This is a genomic window from Rummeliibacillus pycnus (genome assembly GCF_050459865.1).
GTDB classification, from domain to species: domain Bacteria; phylum Bacillota; class Bacilli; order Bacillales_A; family Planococcaceae; genus Rummeliibacillus; species Rummeliibacillus pycnus_B.
In genome coordinates this window covers 81,736-102,113 of record NZ_JBCMNM010000017.1, presented here as the reverse complement: position 1 = coordinate 102,113, position 20,378 = coordinate 81,736, and the positions used below count along the sequence as shown (strand labels likewise).

Annotated in this window: 21 protein-coding genes and 1 pseudogene; 5 read left to right on the top strand and 17 right to left on the bottom strand. The window is 32.0% G+C overall.

The window, feature by feature from the left end:
* Positions 1-226 precede the first annotated feature (226 nt).
* The 8 genes from ABE048_RS04600 to ABE048_RS04565 form a co-directional block, all read right to left on the bottom strand.
* Complete coding sequence (locus ABE048_RS04600) at positions 227-1,078, bottom strand: YitT family protein (protein WP_430309467.1); 852 nt, start codon at positions 1,076-1,078, stop codon at positions 227-229.
* A gap of 594 nt (positions 1,079-1,672) precedes the next feature.
* Complete coding sequence (locus ABE048_RS04595; RefSeq protein WP_430309465.1) at positions 1,673-2,563, bottom strand: DMT family transporter; 891 nt, start codon at positions 2,561-2,563, stop codon at positions 1,673-1,675.
* A 133-nt stretch (positions 2,564-2,696) separates the two neighbouring features.
* Positions 2,697-3,905, bottom strand: coding sequence for a translocation protein TolB (locus tag ABE048_RS04590; protein WP_430309463.1), 1,209 nt, complete (start codon positions 3,903-3,905; stop codon positions 2,697-2,699).
* Between the two features lie 231 nt (positions 3,906-4,136).
* Positions 4,137-6,284, bottom strand: a complete 2,148-nt coding sequence (locus ABE048_RS04585; RefSeq protein WP_430309461.1) for a peptidoglycan D,D-transpeptidase FtsI family protein — start codon at positions 6,282-6,284, stop codon at positions 4,137-4,139.
* A gap of 272 nt (positions 6,285-6,556) precedes the next feature.
* Positions 6,557-7,066, bottom strand: a complete 510-nt coding sequence (locus ABE048_RS04580) for a DUF3916 domain-containing protein (protein ID WP_430309460.1) — start codon at positions 7,064-7,066, stop codon at positions 6,557-6,559.
* A 102-nt stretch (positions 7,067-7,168) separates the two neighbouring features.
* The gene (locus ABE048_RS04575) at positions 7,169-7,663 is read right to left on the bottom strand and encodes an N-acetyltransferase family protein (RefSeq protein ID WP_430309458.1); all 495 of its coding nucleotides are present in this window, start codon (positions 7,661-7,663) and stop codon (positions 7,169-7,171) included.
* Between the two features lie 127 nt (positions 7,664-7,790).
* Positions 7,791-8,246, bottom strand: a complete 456-nt coding sequence (locus ABE048_RS04570; RefSeq protein ID WP_430309457.1) for an LptM family lipoprotein — start codon at positions 8,244-8,246, stop codon at positions 7,791-7,793.
* Between the two features lie 205 nt (positions 8,247-8,451).
* Entirely contained in the window at positions 8,452-8,787 is a 336-nt protein-coding gene (locus tag ABE048_RS04565) for a hypothetical protein (protein ID WP_430309455.1), read from the bottom strand.
* 231 nt (positions 8,788-9,018) lie between these two features.
* On the opposite strand from ABE048_RS04565, the gene ABE048_RS04560 reads away from it, so the two are divergent.
* On the top strand, positions 9,019-9,318 hold the full coding sequence (locus ABE048_RS04560) for a hypothetical protein (RefSeq protein WP_430309453.1): 300 nt from the start codon (positions 9,019-9,021) through the stop codon (positions 9,316-9,318).
* A 51-nt stretch (positions 9,319-9,369) separates the two neighbouring features.
* Positions 9,370-9,855: an N-acetyltransferase family protein gene (locus tag ABE048_RS04555; RefSeq protein ID WP_430309451.1), complete on the top strand. Its 486-nt coding sequence runs from the start codon at positions 9,370-9,372 to the stop codon at positions 9,853-9,855.
* A gap of 113 nt (positions 9,856-9,968) precedes the next feature.
* Here ABE048_RS04555 and ABE048_RS04550 read toward each other — a convergent pair whose 3' ends face one another.
* The 4 genes and pseudogenes from ABE048_RS04550 to ABE048_RS04535 form a co-directional block, all read right to left on the bottom strand.
* Positions 9,969-10,400, bottom strand: coding sequence for a hypothetical protein (locus ABE048_RS04550; RefSeq protein WP_430309449.1), 432 nt, complete (start codon positions 10,398-10,400; stop codon positions 9,969-9,971).
* A 51-nt stretch (positions 10,401-10,451) separates the two neighbouring features.
* Positions 10,452-11,449: pseudogene (locus ABE048_RS04545) on the bottom strand (IS1595 family transposase).
* 103 nt (positions 11,450-11,552) lie between these two features.
* Positions 11,553-12,131 carry a tetratricopeptide repeat protein gene (locus tag ABE048_RS04540; protein WP_430309447.1) on the bottom strand — a complete coding sequence of 193 codons (579 nt, stop codon included), beginning with the start codon at positions 12,129-12,131 and terminating at the stop codon, positions 11,553-11,555.
* Between the two features lie 53 nt (positions 12,132-12,184).
* Complete coding sequence (locus ABE048_RS04535; protein WP_430309446.1) at positions 12,185-12,637, bottom strand: GNAT family N-acetyltransferase; 453 nt, start codon at positions 12,635-12,637, stop codon at positions 12,185-12,187.
* A gap of 161 nt (positions 12,638-12,798) precedes the next feature.
* Here ABE048_RS04535 and ABE048_RS04530 point away from each other — a divergent pair, with 161 nt between their 5' ends.
* Positions 12,799-13,239 carry a GNAT family N-acetyltransferase gene (locus ABE048_RS04530; protein ID WP_430309445.1) on the top strand — a complete coding sequence of 147 codons (441 nt, stop codon included), beginning with the start codon at positions 12,799-12,801 and terminating at the stop codon, positions 13,237-13,239.
* A gap of 174 nt (positions 13,240-13,413) precedes the next feature.
* Here ABE048_RS04530 and ABE048_RS04525 read toward each other — a convergent pair whose 3' ends face one another.
* Complete coding sequence (locus tag ABE048_RS04525) at positions 13,414-13,596, bottom strand: hypothetical protein (protein ID WP_430309444.1); 183 nt, start codon at positions 13,594-13,596, stop codon at positions 13,414-13,416.
* Between the two features lie 268 nt (positions 13,597-13,864).
* Between ABE048_RS04525 and ABE048_RS04520 the strand changes: the two genes are divergently transcribed.
* Positions 13,865-14,164 carry a hypothetical protein gene (locus tag ABE048_RS04520; RefSeq protein ID WP_430309443.1) on the top strand — a complete coding sequence of 100 codons (300 nt, stop codon included), beginning with the start codon at positions 13,865-13,867 and terminating at the stop codon, positions 14,162-14,164.
* 440 nt (positions 14,165-14,604) lie between these two features.
* On the opposite strand, the gene ABE048_RS04515 is transcribed toward ABE048_RS04520, so the two are convergent.
* The 3 genes from ABE048_RS04515 to ABE048_RS04505 form a co-directional block, all read right to left on the bottom strand.
* On the bottom strand, positions 14,605-15,084 hold the full coding sequence (locus ABE048_RS04515) for a hypothetical protein (protein ID WP_430309442.1): 480 nt from the start codon (positions 15,082-15,084) through the stop codon (positions 14,605-14,607).
* A gap of 72 nt (positions 15,085-15,156) precedes the next feature.
* Positions 15,157-16,695 carry an NAD(P)H-hydrate dehydratase gene (locus ABE048_RS04510; RefSeq protein WP_430309440.1) on the bottom strand — a complete coding sequence of 513 codons (1,539 nt, stop codon included), beginning with the start codon at positions 16,693-16,695 and terminating at the stop codon, positions 15,157-15,159.
* 16 nt (positions 16,696-16,711) lie between these two features.
* Positions 16,712-17,704, bottom strand: coding sequence for a S66 family peptidase (locus ABE048_RS04505; protein ID WP_430309438.1), 993 nt, complete (start codon positions 17,702-17,704; stop codon positions 16,712-16,714).
* Between the two features lie 895 nt (positions 17,705-18,599).
* Here ABE048_RS04505 and ABE048_RS04500 point away from each other — a divergent pair.
* A complete protein-coding gene (locus ABE048_RS04500) occupies positions 18,600-19,055 on the top strand; it encodes an SRPBCC family protein (RefSeq protein WP_430309436.1) in 456 nt (151 codons plus the stop codon).
* Between the two features lie 256 nt (positions 19,056-19,311).
* Here the strand turns inward: ABE048_RS04500 and ABE048_RS04495 are convergent, their stop codons facing one another.
* Positions 19,312-20,280, bottom strand: a complete 969-nt coding sequence (locus ABE048_RS04495; RefSeq protein ID WP_430309434.1) for an NAD-dependent epimerase/dehydratase family protein — start codon at positions 20,278-20,280, stop codon at positions 19,312-19,314.
* Positions 20,281-20,378: the final 98 nt, after the last annotated feature.

Below are 20,378 nucleotides of genomic sequence, written 5' to 3'. Positions count from 1 at the left end.
GCCGAGGGGAAAGATTTCAGCGCATAACAAACACGCTGAACCTTTCCCCTCGGACCTTTTATGTCAATAGGTGCCTCTTACTTTCGTAAAAGATGTAGACCTCGGTCACAGACCTTTAAAAATAGCGGAACCCTATCTACAGTTTTCCAGTTCATAAACAATAATTATTATTTTTTAGTACACTTCAACATTATACACAAATAGTTTAAAAATAAAAGGTCGACCTTCACCAAATCTGATGGAAACGACCAATGACGTTTTGCGTTGTAATCACACTGACAAAAGCATGTGGATCAGCTTTCTTTACAATATTTTTTAATTGAGCCAACTCTCCTTTAACAATAACACAAAATAAAACGGTTTTTTCTTTATGGGTATAACCACCACTAGCTTGCCAAGAGGTAATACCACGATGTATATCATGGGTTATTAATTCTGCTACTTCGTCTCCTTTATCTGTAATAATCAATAAAGTAATACGATTAACATGATTTAAAATAAGATCAGATGTTTTCATAGAAAATGTCATCGAAATAATGGTATATAAGGCGATTTCGCTCCCGAATATAAAACCTGAAATCGTCACAATCACGATATTAATAATTAAATTTATTTTTCCAACCGAAATATTTTTATATTTAGCAATGATTCTTGAAGGTATATCTAAACCACCCTGCGAACCACCGAAACGAAGGACAATTGCACTCCCAATCATGTTAATCACACCTCCGAAAATAGCTGAAAGTAAGATATTATTTGTCAAGATGGGCCGAATAGGGATAAAAACAAGGAAAACAGAAACTAATGTAATGGAAAGTATAGTATAAATACTGAATTTTTTCCCTAGAAATTTATATCCCAAAATCATGAGTGGTATATTTAATATAAAATAAAAATACCCTACATTGATGGGAATGAAATGTTTAATAATTTGAGAAATCCCTGTTACTCCACCTGATAGAAGTCCTGCTGGAATAATAATCATATTCAAAGCGAATGCTGAAATTAATGTTCCGAGAATTACGCATACTACCTCAAAATAAATAGGCACATCTTTTTTTTGTGCAATAAATGTCATAATTTTACTCCTTTTAATAGGTCAATATAATAAGATGAATATTATTAAGAAAATATCGTACTCATTAAATACTCCACTTTCAGAAATCTTTTCCCATATAGTGCTTCTATATTCAATCTCTTTATATACATCAACCATAAATCACTTGCTCCATTTTAAAGCTTCTTGATTACCCTACTTTTAAAGGAACATTTCGTATAGTATTTGAAGTTAAGTTTGTAAAAAAACACCTGATTCTGATAGATTCTTATATACCTCTATTACTTAACAAAAAAACGCTTCAAACCCTTTACACTAAAGGATTTGAAGCGTCAAATATACATTTAGTTTTAAATTACGTAATTACACCTTAACAGCCTTTTTCAGATGAATCGTTATCAATTATGATTTTTATAATACGCTTCATCCACATTTTATTGCCTGCTTCTTTCGTATAAGTGTATTTTTTCACATTCTTCATAGCAGCATTAACATTTATATCCAAAAAGAAATCTATAGAAGTGATATGATCTATTTCGTCATAAACTGTCTTGCTCCTACTATACCTGAAACAGTCTTACATATTACCGCATCTTACTTTTAGATGGTTTGTAATCATTGGTCATGCGCTTTGCCTTCTAGTCTCTCTTGGTGTCTAAATCTCGGCTTTAATTCAGCAACAAGTATCGCCACTAAAATTAAAATCCCTCCAATAATCATACGTCCTGTTAAAATTTCATGTAGGATCATGACAGAGAAAATTGTCCCAAAAAGTGCCTCTGTTGATAAAAGAAGCGCTGATTTTGTTGGGTTAGCATACTGCATCCCGATGTTTTGGCAAACATATGCAATGGTAGTACAAAATACGCCTAAGTAAAATATGACAGATATTTCTTCTGTTGATATAGTTGTTGGTACCTCTCCTAATAGTATGACTGCAGTGATACTTAATATCGAAGCCGTTAAAAATTGAACAATTGTTAATGCTAATGCATCTTCCGTTTTCACAAACATATTTGTATAAAAAATATCAAAAGCAAATCCTATTGCACTTACCAGAGATAGGAAATCCCCAACATTAATCGTCATTGAACCTTGTAATGATAAAAAACCAATCCCTACAACAGCTAACACAGCCGCTAGTATTTCAAAACGATCAAATTTTCTTTTATAGATTATATAGGCAATAACAGGTACGATAATTACATTAATTGCCGTTAAAAATGCATTTTTTGACGGTGTTGTATAGACAAGCCCCATTGTTTGCACGGTAAATGCAATAAATAGAATTCCTCCAAGTATTGCTCCTTTCAATAAAACCGATTTGCTTATCAGCTTTAATTTCTTCCAAAAAAATAAACTTAATAAAATGGTCGCAACTATAAAACGCCCCGCCATTATTTGGAATACCGTTAGATGTTCTAGCCCAATTGCCATCCCGATATATCCGCTTCCCCATATAATAGCAGTTATTAACAAAAGTATTTCCCCTATGTACTTCTTCATGATGATCCTTCTTTCTATGTGTTGTGATTTACGGAATTATACTTATACCCCTATTCAATAAATAGCAGCTTTAAAGGAAAAAGGGAACCCTATTATCGGAATTCCCTTGTTTTATTCTTAGAAATAAACTGCTTTATTTCCTACTTGTTAAAAAAGTTGCTGGAGAATCAACACTTTTTATCCAGAGTCGTTCTACTCCATTTTTGCTTTCTTTAACCCATACCTCTCCCTTGTTATGCTTTTCAGTGTTACGATACCAAGTAATTTTATGACCAACAACTTGAGGTGCATCATCCATTTCATTTTTCTTTGGATGAGTAATCTGCGTTTGTTCATTTGATTTTAAATTGATGACATAAAGTGAAGTAAACATAGTTGGAACTGCCCCCAATTTCCACTCCTTATTTTCTTTTGCTCGGGCAACAATTACCTCTTCTGGTGAGAGCCAATCCAAATCAAGATCAACATATCCTTTAGGCGTGTATACCTTTTTTTCGCTCACTGTAGGAATATCGGTAACGGTCGTATTTTTGTTATCAACATAAAATCTACCTTCACCAGATATATACGCTAGCTGATTTTTTGTAGGTGCCCATTTTATCCAATCACCTTTCTCTAGCATCTTACCTATTACTTGAAAGTCACCGCCCACTGATGAAAGGACACACAGGGTATTGCTATCCATTGACCAAGATGCAGTAGGAATTGCCAGAAAACTAAGCCAATTTCCATCACTACTCCATTTAAACGCTACAGCATCAATGGCAAATAAATCATTTGGATTTGTTTGAATCGTATAAAACGGCTTAATTTTGCTTGTATCAAGATTGGCATCTACAGGAACTTTAAAAAGATGAACAGGTTGCCATCCAGTAGGAAGCAGGTTTGCTTGAGACGAAACGATAAAATCTTTTCCGTTCGGAAACCATTCGAAATCACTTACCCCCAGAGAAACATTATCAAAACCTTTTGGTTGACCATTCTTTGTTTTTGTGACGTTTAGAACACCATCGTCAGTGTAAGCAAGTTGATTTGATACCGGTGACCATTTAAAATTTCTTGTCTCAACTATATAAGGCTGATAATTTTCCTTTTTCTTCAAATCATAAATATACAAATATGGCTTTTCATCACCATCTAAATAAGCAATAAACCTTCCGTCGTATGACCACTTAGGATAAGAAACATTTCTGCCTACTGTTAGTTGTCTTTCTATATCTCCTTCTTTTAACCACAACTGATGATTTCTAATAAAAGCTGCTTTAAGTGGGGCTTCAGCTGAAGCTACCATTGAAAAATTCAAACTAATTAGTAAGACCACAATTATAGTTCGAATTACCATTCTTAGACCTCCTTGAAATTAGGATGTCCTTATGAATGATAATAATTCGATTACAAGATAAATCAGTATTAGGGGGAAAAAACTCACTAATACTGATTTATCCCAAACCACTTTCTTTATTTCCAATCTACAAAATTTCTTACTTGAGTAAAACTCCTCAAATACTAATTATTTCACCAATTATCTAATTCGAGGTAAATAAAATTATTCAGCTCTTTTAAGACTCCCAAATCAATCCTTTAAATCAGAATTAGACTTTTGAACTTTTTGTCCAACAGTTTGATCTATATTATGCATTTTTTTCTTTTGTAGTTCAAAATATTTCTCAATGGCTTGTCTTGCAATAATATTATTCGTGTATTCGGTAATTGTACCTGATGTCGTAACCCACGGAATTACAACTGCATATGCAATTTCAGGGTTGTTATATGGTGCAAAACCTATATGTGTAATTGTTAATGTTTTTGTACCATATGCTGATTTTTCTGGACCATAGTATACTACTTCAGCTGTACCGGTTTTCCCAGCTGCATCAAATTTAGTGTTTTTAAAGTTAAACGCTGCAGAACCTTGATTTCCATAATATACATTGTGCATCCCTTTTTTCACATGATCAATTTCTGTTTTTGAATTATTAATTGTATTTAAAACTTTTGGACTTACTTCATCGATAATACTTCCTAACTTTTTACCATCCTCAGAAGGTTTACGAACTTCTTTTAATACGTGGGGTTGTATTCTCTTTCCTCCATTTGCAATGGTTGAAACATATTGTGCCAATTGTAAAGGAGTAAAAGTATCATATTGGCCAATGACTAAATCAAGAAATTTACCTGAAATAGTTTCCTGTCCTTTTACACCTGTTGTCTCGCCAGGTAAATCAATTCCTGTTTCTACACCCAGGCCAAACTGTGCAAATGAATTTCGGACCTTTGTAAAATTATTGGAATCTATACTTAATGCAGCACCAGGTACATAATTAACACCAGCTATCCTAAATGCAGTCTGGAACATATAAACGTTAGATGATCTTTCTAATGCTGTTAAGTCATTTAAATACATAGCACCTGATGGATTAAAAATCGATTTTTTTATCGTACCAGCAATATTAATTGGGGTATCTAATAAAATTTGGTTAGGTGTAATCGCACCTAGAGAGTAACCTGTTAACAATGTAGCAGGTTTAACAACAGAACCAACTTCATAGGCAGAAGTAAATGTTCCAATTGAAAAATCATTAACTGTGACTTTACCATTATTATCTCGATCAAGTTTTTTCCCTACCATAGATAAAACTTCACCAGTATTTGGATTCATCATTACTAAAAATGCACGGTCAAGTAAGCTAGAACCCCATTTAGATTTTGAAGCAAGTAATTGGCTTTCTACAATACCTTCTAATTCTAATTGCAATTCACTGTCAATAGTTAAAACTAAATCATTACCTGGAGTCCCATCAAATACTGTAGTTGTATCAACTACTTGTCCAGTACTATTTGTTTTACTTTTTATAACAGCCTTTTTCCCCTGTAATAGCTCTTCATATTCTTCTTCAATATAACTTTTTCCTACTCGATCATTTCTCGAATAATTTCTAGCTAAATAGTAATCTAACTTATCTTTTGGAATACCTTCTATTGGCGTAGTTGTTGAACCTAAAATACTTAAATCAGACTTTTTCACACGTTCCCAGTCTGTTGTTGTATTTACATTTGGTAATTCATGTAAGTGCTCAGAAACAACAGCAAATTCCTTACGGGTCACATTATCACTTTTAATAATTTGAGGCGTTAAATTGTAACCTGCCACCATTTTGCTGAAAATAGCTAATATTTGTAAATCTTTCTTCGACAAACTATTTAGTTCTGCATCACTTATACGTTCACGTACTAATTCGTCGAGCTTTGATTGTTTTTCTGAAGAAGTTAATTTCCCATTATTATTAATAGCATCCTCTTCTTTTTTAAAAACTTTTTTATATGCTTCTTTTTTATGAAGTAGGATCCAATAATTTTGCTTATCAAGTAACGCTATTTTACTTGTATCCATCTTAATGAGTTTTGATAATTTTTCAGCAGTATCAAGCATTTCTTTAGTCATCGTTGTTGGAAACTTGGTATATGTAATTGCATTTTTAGGTTTATTGTCAACTAAAACACGACCTGATCGATCATAGATTCGTCCACGAGGCACATTCGTATTCACTGTTATTTCTTCAGCTTTTTTCAACTCTCTAACATATACTTCACCTTTCACAATTTGCATATAACCTAGTCGTAAAATTAAGATAGAAAATAGGACAAAAATAGTAAAGAATAGAATATTCATACGAAAGGAAATTTTTTCATTTTTTTTGTTTGTTTGTTTTCTTTGATGCAACCAAAGTCACCTACCTCTTTTTACAAATACAATTTTATGTCGAATTATGTACTTTAAAAAATAAATTTGATGATTGTAACTTTATACAATAATATAGATATAAATTATCACAATTCCATAATTTATACAAATTACCATTTTTGTAATAATTAAATATTTTAATGGTTATTCAAATGTCAGTCTTTTTAATTTGTAAAAGGCTCTGTTAAACGATATTGTTGTTTTTTTGACTAAGAAAAAAGGGACATCTTAATTTAGATGTCCCTTTAAGTTTATTTTAATTCACCAATAAACCATATTTCACCTTCATAGTAGTATCCGTCCTCATCAGTAATTAGTTCTTTAAAACCTAATATTTGCAAGGCATTTGGTACAGATAATCCCCATTCAGTTTGAATGTTTCTATTGTCAGGTAGATAAAGCCACTTTTGATATTCGTCATTCCTGTTAAAGAAATCATTAAAATGGGAGTCACCTTTAAATACAATAATTTGCGAACTCCATAATTCAGGTAAATCAACAGCAACCACAATTCGATATTTTTCTTGGTCATTTGGCTTCAATCCAATTAGAAATTCAGCTCTATCTAATAGTATATGAATACTGAGGCGTTTAATTTTTTTTGGTGTTTTGTAGGAACTTATAAAGTCTTGAGCAACTGGTAGGTGTAGATGCCAATAACCATTGTAAAATTCCGTTGGAAACTCAGTAGTGTTTTCTTCAATTCGTTTAATAAAATTATTAGATTTCCGATTAATTCCTCGAACTTTTTTCTCACGCATACTATGTCTCCTCTTATATTTACCATAAATTAACGTCTAAGTTTTTAATAGGTTGTTTTATTAGAGAATAAACAACTATTAAAGCTACTTTCATTAACAAGGTTATAATTGTTTAATCATAGTTTTAGATGTTCCAACTACTTCATAATCTTTAAAACCTAATTTTTTATAAATATTGATCGCATTACGATTTTCAAGGTCAACACTAAGCGAAATTGAGTTATAGCCATCATTCTTTGCTTGTTGAATTATTTTACGCATAAGCAAAGTTCCTACCCCCATCCCTCTTAACTCGTTTGAAATCGCAATTCCTATTTCAGGAGTATTGCAATCGATATAACCATAACCCTTATTATTTTCGTCGAATAATCTGTACCATGCTGCTCCAACAGGTTGAGGTTGAGTTTCAGTATTAAATGCAATCAATACCCTATCTCCCTTTCTTCCCCAATCTTCATGGTATTTTCGTATATTTGATGAGTTAAGTAATTCTTCTTTTGAGGGCTTATTCTCAGGAATAAATATAGACTCGTATAACATATCTTTAAAAAATTCAAACTCCTTTTCATTTTTTTCAAGATTTCTAATTAATAACATAATCTAATCACTCCAATTATTTTATTGAATACAAATATTCTAAGTAAGCATTTAATATAATTGAAATAAGACTGAATCAATATCGATTCAGTCTTTAATTCGTTTTGATAATTACCTCTTTACCAATTTAAGATGATCTATCTTCCCAATCACGAGTTATTTTAAGTCCATCAACTGTTAATTGACCATTTTTTTCAATTTCTTCAGAGGATTGATCATCATAAAGTTTCAATTTTATTGTGTAATCGTAATCAATTGTTCCATCTTTATTTTCTTTTGACTTCTTAAGCTTTACATTTTCTAATTGGATACTTTTATTTGAGGCTTTAGCTATTTCAGGTGCAATTTGAAAAACTCGATTAGCCATTTGTTTTTCATACTCATCTTCTCTAAAGTAACCTTTTACTTTTTCTCCTATTTCTGTTCCAGATGGCGGGTTCAATGGGTCTTTAATGTTATACTGTACGGTCTTGTAATCTTTTAGAAGCTCCAAAACTTCTTTATCACTTGCTTGATCTTGACCACAAGCAAATAAAGTTAACGCCATGATACATAAAAACAATAAACCAACTATTCTTTTCAAATTATCCCCTCCTCAATCTATATGTATTTGTATTTTATCTACGTATATTTTATTAACAAAGATTCATCTTTCTTACAGTAAATATTTACTCAAGAATTATCAAGATGAATGATAATTGCAGCACACTTTAGATAATCACATTTTCTCTTAAATTTAAAAGCACAGTTTCCAAATTTATGAGGACTGTGCTTTTCATCAAATGTTATTAAAATGGTGTTGTTGGTACAGAACCATGAGCATTCGGGATATTATGTGGTCCAAATGAATGGTTTTCACCATTATCATAAGATGCATCATGCATGTACTGCTGAGATTCTTTGAATTGATTTCTAAGTGATTGTTCAAACTTTTTTGGCGTCATATCTTTTACTTTGTTATATAATTTTTCTTTATTTTTATTTTCTACATAAAAAGTGATTTCAAATTCCTCACTAAGATTATCCAGAACTTTTTGATAAGGTATTAGTAAAAAATCAATATCGTCATTTTTCTTAGCAGTAGAAGTAGATGTCCCAAAAACAAAAAATAATACAATAGACAATGCTAAAATCGAAAATTTCCTTACTTAATCCCTCCATTTAATTATTTTGTATTACGTGTGATGACTATCCAGTTTTATCCTAGATCAACACTCTTAATATAATATAAAGATTTTTTTATCAGAATCTAATGTTATAATACTAAGAAAAGAATGATTGCTATTAATATCCATTTTATCAAAAAAATGATTATTTTCATATCTTTGTTTTGCGTCATAGGGGTTATTTTCCAATTGTATTCTACTGCTGAAAAGAAGAACAATAGCTTAATTTTTCATTCATCAACAATGAATGCCAAGATATTTGAGAAGTATAAGAGTACAGAAGGAAAAAGAACATTTTATTTTAAAGCGGAGAATTTATTCAGTCCATATCAAGAATTTTCTATTAAAGTTGATGATGAAAAGCTATGGAATTTAATCGAGGTAAATAATACTTACTTTATAAATGTTAGTTGGAAGTCCCCTAATTCCGAGAATGTTATAAATTACCAAACTACAAATTTACTTCAAATTGAGAAATTAGATCCCTGATAAATTTTTTTATTTCTATTTACAATTATCTCGATAGAAGGGTTGAGGAAAATGAAGTTTACAACACGTAAAATGAGAGTGGAAGATATCCCCCAAGTTCAAGATGTTGCTAAAGTTAGTTGGCATAGTACATATGATGGGATTATCCCACGTAAAGTTCAGGATAACTTCTTAAATACAGCATATAGTGATGATAATCTGAAAAAACGAGTGGAACGTACTATTCTATTTGTCGCTGAATTTCATGATAAGATTGTTGGATTTGCTAACTACTCTCCTATTAAAGAAGATGGAATAGTTGAATTAGGAGCCATTTATCTTTACCCAGAGTATCAAGGAAATGGTATTGGTACTGCTTTGTTGCAAAAAGGAATAGAATATTTTAATAATGTTAAAGAGATTTATATCAATGTAGAAAATGACAATGTAATTGGAAAAAACTTTTATCATGCAAAAGGATTTAAAGTCGTTTCTGAGTTTGATGATGAATTTGATGGACATATTCTAAAAACAGTTAGGATGGTATTGAAAGTTTAGATTTTTTAACTTAAAAACCTTTATTGTTTAGGCTCTGTTTAACTTTAATGTTGTTTTTTTGATTAAAATTAAGTGAACCTATAAAAACAAGGTTTCCCTCACTAAATACAGTTTTATTTTAGGTACTCATCAAGTTTCACAACATAGTTGATTGCTTTTAATTCATTGTTTAAATCGTATAAATAATTTTTAACAGCTTCCACTAATTTCGCAGTAGTAATGAATTCTTTTGACTCAAAATCCTGCCAAATTGAAAAAATATTCCAATTGTCATCGGATTCATATAGAAAGTTAAGAACTACCTCGTTGTGGTCAATAGTCTCATAGTTCATATTTACTTTAATTCCTTTTTGAACTTTTTGGAGCCACTCTCCTAATTGAATTCCCAGCTCTGCAACGTTGATGTAAGGGTCATAGAAAAATACTCTTTCTTTTAGTAAAATCTTTAACTCGCCTTCAATTAAACCATTGGCATAAGCGGAATACTGTGGTTCAGTTTCTTTTGGCGTATATGTATTTAAAATAAACGAGAATTTAATGTCCAAATAACCACCTATCCTTTTGATATAGATTAAATTACGTTTTTAGAAAAGGAATTAAACAATGAACTTTGAGAGGCGTAAACTATCATAAGTATCCGTCATTTCAAATACAAATGATGTTAATAGAAATTCTTTTAAATGCTGTTTTGTGCTTTCATTACTGCGACTATCGACAATCAAGAACCACGCAAGGTAGTTGTCGAGATACTTTGTTGCTACACCTTTAAAGCGGTCTATCCATTGTTTTAGACGGGAATGGAGACCATTGACATTTTGAATATGATATAACCCTTTAATAACGTGTTTGCCACCGTCTGATTTAATACGGTAATGCTCTAAACCTTTTTCTTTCGCATAGGTTTTGTAAGCCCTCCAAGCATCGGTTACAATCACGTTTTCTTTGGACAGTTTAGAACCAATCAAGGCATCGACTTTCGGTTTTACAATACGCCCCATACAGGCAACTTTGGAGACAGTTGCTTTTGTTCGGTCTCTGGCAAAACGAGGACACAAACCTGTTCGTGGCTGATTCCTCTGTGTTTTGATTTTCCTCCACGTTTGCGGGGTTTACGTTCCGTAATGCCACGTTGCCCCTTTTGAGAGTAAAGGAAATAGGTTTCGTCCATTTCAACGATACCTTCAAAATGTTCAAAGTCCATTTGTTTCAAGGCGTTTAACAGTTTATGTCTCCAATAAAAAAGCGTAACCCAAGTAACCCCTACGATTTCAGCCGATTTTCGCAGGGAATAACCTTTGAACATACAATCAACAAATGTAATCCATTCGTTACCTTTTCGAGAACGGTACAAGACGGTGTTGGTTGTATCAGTAAAGGTTTTACCACAACATTTACATTGATACCGTTGCCGACCATTGTATTTTCCGAACCGAACAACGTGTTCCGATGAACAATGAGGACACTCGAATCCTTCTTTGAAGCGGGTTCCCCTCATTTCATTGATTAATCGACCACCAACAGAGGAAGAAGGTTCAACATAGCGTTTAACCCATTGGTAAACTTGTTCTTTTTTTGTGTGCGGTAATTTGTCGATTTACTTTAACAAGTTACTAAACGCTTTGCTCACCGTTATAACCTCCCCCCCGAATATTTGTTCTTATAATGATTATATCAACAATTTGGGCAGGTCTCAAATATCAACATTTACCTTTAACAGAGCCATTGTTTAAGTAATCCAGCACTATCTGTGTTGATTTTATCAATTCTATATTACCTTTTCTTTTTCGAATTTTTAGAGCTGTGTTTAGATATTTCTTGGCTAACTCTATTTCACCCATCTCCATTAAACATTTACCTTTATGCTGATATATAAAGTCATCATAATTTGTCATATTGAATTCGATTGAAAGCTTTAATGCATGATCGAATAGCTCAAGGGCTTCTTTATGTAAATTCGCGTATTTATACGCTTCTCCTAAACGAATTAACGTTATCATTTTCAATTTAGGATTCCGTTCAGTTAATGTTATACATTCTTGAAAGTAAAAAATAGCTTGTTCTGCTTGATTTATCACCCGATATGCATATCCTAATACACTATACAAAAAATACTTTTCATCATTTTTCAATGAAAATTGAATCATTGGTTCAGTATCTTCTATGAATTTTTTTATTTGTTGAATCGAACTAACTTGTTCACGAAAACATTGATTTTCATCAAAAAATATATAGTCACTTAGCTTATTAAATGCAATTTTTAGTTTTTCAATTTCCAATGACCATCACCTACTTTTTAAGCATGACTCATCATCTATAATTAGGAATTTCTTTAAATATCTAGTGATAATCTAATCATATCCTTACAATGTATACCATTTTCAAAAATTTCTTGTTCATAGTGTCTTATGAAAAAATTTTGGTCAACACCAGTTATCCTGAATCCACACTTTTGATAAAGAGCTAGTTGGCCAATACTTGAATTTCCAGTACCTATTTCAATTGTCTTGTATCCTTTTGATTTTGCTATTTGGATGGCATGAAAAATTAACTGTTTTCCAATCCCTTTTTTGTGGAAAGATTCTTTTACAGCAATATTTACTAATTCTACTGTTTCAGGTCTTGTGGGAAGTAGTACATAGACTCCAATAATTTGATTATTCATTTCCGTTACAAAACAATCTCCCCTATTCAAATATTCTTCAACAAGTGATTCAGATGGATCTGCCAATAGCAATAGATTGATAGGCGGTTTTTCATTAGGATACAATTTTCGAATATTCATTTTAATCTCTCCATTCGGATTCTATATAATAAAATTTCATAATGCATATCAATAATACTTCCTAAATTTGATTGACATGGGAAAAAGTTTAATTTTGTGACTATCAATATGTCAGTATTCTGTTTATGATTGTATAAAAAAACGCGAAAGGAGCACAAATAATGGAAATTCAAATACTAACCTTGGATACAATTGATGATGCAGCATATTTGTTCGATCAATATCGTCAATTTTATGGTAAAACAAGTGACTTAATAGGAGCAAAAGATTTTTTAATTTCTCGATTAAAACAAAAGCAATCTCATTTACTACTTGCTTATATTGATACCATACCAGTTGGTTTTGCTCAGTTGTATCCTACATTTTCATCCGTAGCAATGAAGCAAGCATTTATCTTAAATGATTTATTTGTTTCCAAAGAAGCTCGAAAACAAGGTGTTGCACAAGCCTTAATGGAAGAATGTTATCGCTATTGTAAAACAAATGATGCCCGGTACATAACACTAGAAACAGCACATGATAATCTATCTGCTCAATCACTTTATAAAAAAATGGGCATGGAAAATGAGCAAACAATGCTGCACTTTACAAAGTATTGGTAGAGTGTTGAAATTATGTGAAAAAAGCTTCAGTTATAGATGTAACTGAGGCTTTTTTATGACAAAATGAAATTGGTTGTAAATTCACAATTTAATTGTATTCTATGTCAAAAAAGATTTATTTCCCCATCCATTTAATGTTTTAAGCTCACCATGTTGTTGTTGAATTTACTGATTCTAATGTTTCAAAATATTTACAATGATAATAATTATAATAGTTAAAATAACAATCATTCCCCCGATTGTCGGACTTCCATACAGCGTTCGATTAGAAAGATCATTTGTTTCTATTTTGCTTTTCTTCTCATCTAGCCACTTTTCTCTATCCTTTTCAAAATGATCCATTTTTCCTTTACTCAATTTAAATCCTCCCTTGCATTAATTATTTAACAAACATCCCATACTCTACTTTTTTCTTTGCAGGTTTCCTTAAATTTTTTGAATTTATAGAAAAAATAAGCTAATGAAATCCAATTAATCATCATATTATTGAATACAGACTGAATTACTTCCACTGTCCATTAAGTAATTATCCTAATATGAAATTTCCGTTATTAAGCTAGTTGTATTTATTTTCATGATGTTCGACTGAAAGAAGAGGAAATACAATTAAAATGGGGGAATCCACTTGGATAAAAGGAAGTTTATCAAGATTTCAATCGGTTGTTTTATTGCTTCAATTATCACGTTTGTAAGTTGCTTTATGTTATGGCAGAATGTAAGCAGCTCAAGTAATGAGTATAGTCAAACAGGTTTTTTGGGGTATATATTTTTCATTCTTGCTTTTAGTTCTCCATTAATTGGTCTACTTTTTGCAATTAAAGGAGAACGAGGGTTTTTGAAACCTGTTTTAATAATTGGAAATATAGTTACTTTTTTAACACTTGCATTACCGATTGCGGTTATTGCTTTCCGTGATTATGTTTAACAATGCGTCTATTTAATTATTAATGTATAACACCTTCTTTCGTTTGAAGGTGTTTATTTTTTTGGATGATCTTTTCACTACTCTGCATTTCTTCAATAGTATTTGGAACCGCCTTTGTTATAAAAAAGCACCAAGTAACACTAAAACTTTATATCATTTCCCACAATTCTCCCCTATATTCACCCTAAAATTTCCCTTTACTACATTTTATAGGTTTTAAAAAGCACTGTCTATATAAAATAGCAGTGCCATAAACAAGAGTTTGTTAGAAATAGATTAACTCCACAATATTAAGTTTTATATCAAAAGGTATAGCGTATCAGCCTTTTTAGAAGATTAGAGTAGTAATTTTTGCGACAATCTTATATTTACAAGGAAGTGAATCAATTAATTCATCTAGTATTCTTTAATGTCGATTATATACTAAACTATTATTTGATTTATTTCTGTTTTTCTTCATTTACTAACCATTCTTTTTTTCGACCAAAGAATGCACATAAAAATACGAAGAGATGTAGAAGTAAAAATACATTTTCGTTAAAGTACCAACTGTTTGTATAATAATTGAAAGGCCCTTTTTGATAAATCACGGATTGAGGTTCATTCCAATTACCATGTAAAGCTTCCAATGAGTTATGGACAAGCTGATATTCTCCAGGAATGCTGACTAAAAGAATAAGAGCTGAGACAAATAGTAATAACCATGGTCTCATTAAAGGTTTAATTGCAAAATATTTTCTACCAACTGTCCATGTTATATATATACTTAACATGATAAACGGAGTAAGTATCACGATGGGGATGAAAGCTTCATTTCCATGAGCAGCACTTTTTGTTGGGTCTTGCGTGAAAAAAAATTCAATAATAATACATCCAAAAAACGTAATAGCTAATGATATGTACCATGCTAAATTTCGCAAAAGTATTCTCCTTTCAAAGACTAAAATCTCCAAATTTCGCAAATAGCATAGATTTTATATGAAAATTTATTTCTAAAACATTTTATTTAGAATTTGGGGAATTCCTTCAATAATAGTGTTCGGTGTTACACCGTAATGTGATAGTTCTTTTGCCTGTAATTCTGCAGCTCTTGCATGTAAGAAAGTTGCACAAACTAATGCTTTTTCTATATTAGCACCTTGGCATAATAATGATAGTATCACACCTGTTAAAACATCACCACTTCCACCCTTACCAAGGGCATCATGGCCAAAAGGATTTATCCAAGTATTACCATTAGGGGTTGCTACGATTGAGCGATGCCCTTTTAAAAGAACATAAACATTATATTTTTCTGCAAATTGTTTTGCAATTTCTAATCGATGCTCTTCAACTTCTTTTATGGTTGTATTCAGTAATGTTGCCATTTCACCTGGATGAGGTGTAATTATTACTGGTCCTTGATAATCTTTTACTAATTGCATTTGATTTCTTAAGAAGTAGAGTCCGTCTGCATCAATAATAATTGGTTGACCTTTCAATTGATTAAATAATGCCTGAACTAATTTGTCTCCATCTTCAAATCTACTAATACCTGGACCAAATGAAATCGCATTAAATTTTGAGAAATCATGTTCGAACAAAGCAGTTTGTGTAATATGACCATTCTGATGATTTAACGGTAAAAATAGTGCTTCAGGAAGTTGAACAGCTGACATAGGATAATTACATTCTGGTATTGCAAGTGTAACTAAGCCAATCCCTGTATGAAATGCAGATTTTGCTGAATAGATAGGTGCTCCAACATATGGTTTAGAACCACCAATGACTAAACCATGTCCAAATGTTCCTTTATGTCCATTAGCAGGACGTTTAGGCATTTGTGCAAAAACATCAGAATATGTTATCAGTTTAGGTAATGTTAAATTTAACTGTTTCACATATTCCGTCGGAACAGAAATATCCACTACTTTCAAATCACCTATATAGTTTGGCCCATCTTGTAAATAGAATCCTATTTTTGGCATCACAAAGGTTACTGTTTGATCTGCCTTTATTGCAAATTCTTCAACATGCCCGTCATCTGCTTGAAGTCCTGATGGGATATCAACTGATAACACAAAAGCTGTAGATTGATTGACCATTTGAATAACAGAACGATATGGTTCTCTTATACTTCCCTGTGTACCAGTTCCAAGCATGGCATCCACAATAATCGTTGCACAATTCATTTTTTCTTGTAGTTTATAAAAATTTGTTTCTGTCAATTGGAAGAATGGTAATTGCCGTTTACGATAAATAGTAAAATGTGTTAAAGCATCGCCCTTAATTTTTGATTCATCGACAAGGAGACAAAGTTCAACGTTAAACCCACGGTCACATAACTTTCTAGCAATAACAAAACCATCCCCACCATTATTCCCTGCACCTGCTAAAACGAGGATTTTCGCTTCAACATCTTCATAGTCTTTTAATAATGCTTCTACAACTGCATTTCCGGCGTTTTCCATTAGGACAGTTCCAGGTAGACCTAATGTTTCAATCGTATATTGATCTAATGCATTTAAATCTTTTTTTCCACCTATGTACACTTTTATTCACTCCTAGTTATAGCCAATTTTCAACTAATGTTACTTTTTTCTCTGTTGCATTAAGTTCGACTTGCCGGCCAAAAGGCATTGAATGAAGTGGATGCGTATGACATGAATCAAAATCCGCTAAAATCGGAATATCTCTTCCATCTATTTGTTCTAATAATATCTCATAAGGTTTTCTTCCTGTACCCATATCATCATATTGTTCATGTTTCCCCAATATAATGCCTGATACTTTATCCAAAATCCCATGAAGCTTTAACATCGCAAAGTTTTTTTCAATAACTGCAGCAGACTTTGTGGTATCTTCTATTAATAGAAGATCACCCTCTTCAATTATTGGAAAATATTCTGTGCCAATCGTGCCATATATCGTATTGACATTTCCACCTATAAGTCTACCTTTTGTCTTTCCTTTCTGTACACAAATCCATTCGTTTTTATACAACTTTTTTTCATCAGTTTTTTCTAACCAATTCACCAAATCATCAGACCAAAGATTAGAAATTGGTATATCGTAAGGTGCCTGTAATTCATTCATAAACATCCTTTTAAAATACTTTATCGTATCTTCTACTAATGGTGGGAATTCTCCTAAGGTTGAAGTAACTGATGGTCCATAGAATACAGGAATTCCTGTTTTTCTATATAAAGCAAGCAAAATTGCTGTTACATCCGATAAACCGACTACGATTTTTGGATTTTGTTGAAATGCTTTATAGTCGATATATGGCAAAATGCTATTCGCATTTGTACCACCAATAGATGGCATAATCATCTTCACTTCTGGATCATGCAGAAGTTGATTTAATTCTAAAGCACGTTCTTTTGGTGTACCAGACCTATAATAATCCTCTTTTCCAGTTAACATTCCCTCTTTAACTACTAAACCAAGCGATTCAAGTACTTGCTTCCCTCTAAGATAGCGGGCTTGTGCAGCTACAGAAGCTGGTTTTGAAGGAGAATATACTCCAACAACATCGCCTTTTTTCAATGGTTGAAACATACAACCCCTCATTTCACTAATACTTACATTTGCTACTATTATAGTAGGAAATAATATACATGGCAAAAAAAGTTTTATTATTTCTTGAAGTTTTTAGGTTTTCTGTAAATTAATTATAACTTAAAATAGCTATTTTTCTATTTGAATCAATTTCATAAAGTCATTTTCTGTCATTAAATACAAACATTTCAACACATTAAATTTTCATAATGAAGGTTACGACACAGACGGTGCTTTTCACGGGCTTAGCTTCAATCTCTTGATCAATATGTTGAGGGTACTGAAAAAGTGTTTCAATACAAATATTAATAGTATTAATCTCTTTCTGCATGATGTGGAATTAGCTTCGCTTTCCGCGGGCGAGCGCTGAGCCTCCTCGGAAGCCCGTACCGCGCTTCACTGTGGGGGCTCAACTGTCTCGCTTTCCCTCAGGAGTCTTCGCTAATTCCACATCAACAAAGATAGCTATACCAGATTTTCATTATAAATTTTCATCTTTTTTACTTTTTCATTGACTTCATTACATTCCTGCAGGGCTTTCAACTAAAGCTTTTCCTATAGGACAATGAATAAGCATCAATGAATAAGCATCACTAAATGAACATCACACGAAAGAAATGCGAATGCATTTTCGAGGAGTCGCCGTCATTCTTTAAACTGATTGAGTAAACCATCATTCTGTATGTCCTCTAATACAAGGGGAATTTTACATGCAGATAATTGGTTACGTATAATGAAGACATGGATAATATATTTAACGCTCTTTCAGATTCAAGAAGAGGACATCTCTTAATCCTCCAATCGCAGAGATATATAATCGCTGTATAGGAAAATATGAACAAAATTGGTTTTAAAGCACTACAAAAACTTAAAAATAATCTTGAGGATGATAAAAATGACTAACACATCATTTGTTTATGTGACATACATTGCAACAACTCCTGAAAAACTGTGGGAAGCTTTGACGAACAGTGAATTTACCGAGAAATACTTTTTCGGTTCCAAAATTGATTCCGATTGGCAAACAGGCTCAAAGGTTGCTTATTCGAGAAATGAACAGATTACTGATTACGGGGAAATACTGAAGAGTGAACCGTATCACTTACTTTCTTTTACATGGAACCACGTAAATGATCAAGCCTATCGTGAGAAACCATCATGGGTTACGTTTGAATTAAAACCGATGGAATCGACTGTAAAATTAACGCTTAAACATGATAATCTGTTACCTGGTGACATTGTTGATAAGGAAGATACCTTTGAAGGATTTAACAACGGATGGCCAGCCATTCTAAGCAACTTGAAAAGCTTGCTAGAAACAGGAGAAACCCTGCCTCCTATTTCAATTTAATCAACAGTATCTGACAACAAACAAAACACTACTTCGAATTGACGTAGTGTTTTGTTTCTAATGACACAGACAGACTGAATCTGTTAGATTAGTTAAACTTGAATCTGGAAGAACAAAACTATATCTTCTTATGTAGGGTTTCTAGATGAGGTGTCAAAGAATCATGCTGAATATACATTGTCACTAATAATAAGACAAGATATTGATACATAGTTCATTTATGGAATGAGGTTATTCAAATAAAGTCAACTCTATTTCAATTTATTTTTTTCGATGATATAACCTTTTCTAAACCATTAAATATATGATATTGTTTAAGAATATTTTGATTTTTAAACCAGTTAAAGCTTCTTTCAAGTCCTTCTCTTAAGGTAATAGACGGTGTTGATAAATCAAAGTCATGTAGCTTTTGGATATTTAACAAATAAGTTACATCTCTAAACGGAAAAAAATCTTTACTTGAAATATCTAATCTATCTATTTCATTTTGAGAAATCGGTAACACTGGAACATTCTCTTTCGTAACTGATTTAAATGTTTGAATTAACTCATCCCATGTGAAAATTTCTGGATTAGTTATGTTGAATGCTTCTCCATTAGTCTTTGCAGTTTTAACTGCTTCCATAGAAATCTTGACTAAATCTTCAATATGGATATATTGAGCTTTTCCTTTATTTGTATCTGGATAAGGAATTGGTAAATGATCGTTGAATCTTTGGAAAAAGTAGGATTCTCTATATAAATTATTTCCTTCTCCATAGATATACGTTGGTCTAAAAATTACGATTGGTAAATTTGTTAAAGTATGTTCATTTATTAATTCTAACTCTACATTTCTTTTATCAACGCCATAGTTTCCCCAATTTTTGTTATAACCAATTTCATCTTCTTCGTTCAAAATCGAATCAGATGGTGTATATACTCCCCCTGAGCTCATCAAGAAGTATTTTTTTAATTTCGTTCGATTGAGCACATTAATAATAGGCTTAATATCCTCTACTGTATATGCAGAAATATCAAAAATATAATCATATGAACGATTTTCTAAAAGTTCAGCTAAATTTTTTTCATTTTTCCGATCACATTTAATATGGTCACGATATCCTTTTACGGTAATCGGCTTAATGCCTCTTGTAATGACATCAACTGTATAGCCTTCATTAATTAACTTTTTTAAATAGGCTCTACCAACAAATTCACTTCCACCAAATAGTAATACATCCATCTGTAATCCTCCCTAATGTTCTTTTCTAAAAACGAATCCATGCTACGAGAAATTACCCATCTTGTATACTTTGTTATTAATTAATTTTTCAATTAATT

Excerpts from the sequence above, each read along its gene's own strand:
- ABE048_RS04600 (WP_430309467.1), bottom strand. The coding sequence starts at position 1,078 with ATGACATTTATTGCACAAAAAAAAGATGTGCCTATTTATTTTGAGGTA.
- ABE048_RS04595 (WP_430309465.1), bottom strand. The coding sequence starts at position 2,563 with ATGAAGAAGTACATAGGGGAAATACTTTTGTTAATAACTGCTATTATA.
- ABE048_RS04590 (WP_430309463.1), bottom strand. The coding sequence starts at position 3,905 with ATGGTAATTCGAACTATAATTGTGGTCTTACTAATTAGTTTGAATTTT.
- ABE048_RS04580 (WP_430309460.1), bottom strand. The coding sequence starts at position 7,066 with ATGCGTGAGAAAAAAGTTCGAGGAATTAATCGGAAATCTAATAATTTT.
- ABE048_RS04575 (WP_430309458.1), bottom strand. The coding sequence starts at position 7,663 with ATGTTATTAATTAGAAATCTTGAAAAAAATGAAAAGGAGTTTGAATTT.
- ABE048_RS04555 (WP_430309451.1), top strand. The coding sequence starts at position 9,370 with ATGAAGTTTACAACACGTAAAATGAGAGTGGAAGATATCCCCCAAGTT.
- ABE048_RS04535 (WP_430309446.1), bottom strand. The coding sequence starts at position 12,637 with ATGAATATTCGAAAATTGTATCCTAATGAAAAACCGCCTATCAATCTA.
- ABE048_RS04530 (WP_430309445.1), top strand. The coding sequence starts at position 12,799 with ATGGAAATTCAAATACTAACCTTGGATACAATTGATGATGCAGCATAT.
- ABE048_RS04505 (WP_430309438.1), bottom strand. The coding sequence starts at position 17,704 with ATGTTTCAACCATTGAAAAAAGGCGATGTTGTTGGAGTATATTCTCCT.
- ABE048_RS04500 (WP_430309436.1), top strand. The coding sequence starts at position 18,600 with ATGACTAACACATCATTTGTTTATGTGACATACATTGCAACAACTCCT.
- ABE048_RS04495 (WP_430309434.1), bottom strand. The coding sequence starts at position 20,280 with ATGGATGTATTACTATTTGGTGGAAGTGAATTTGTTGGTAGAGCCTAT.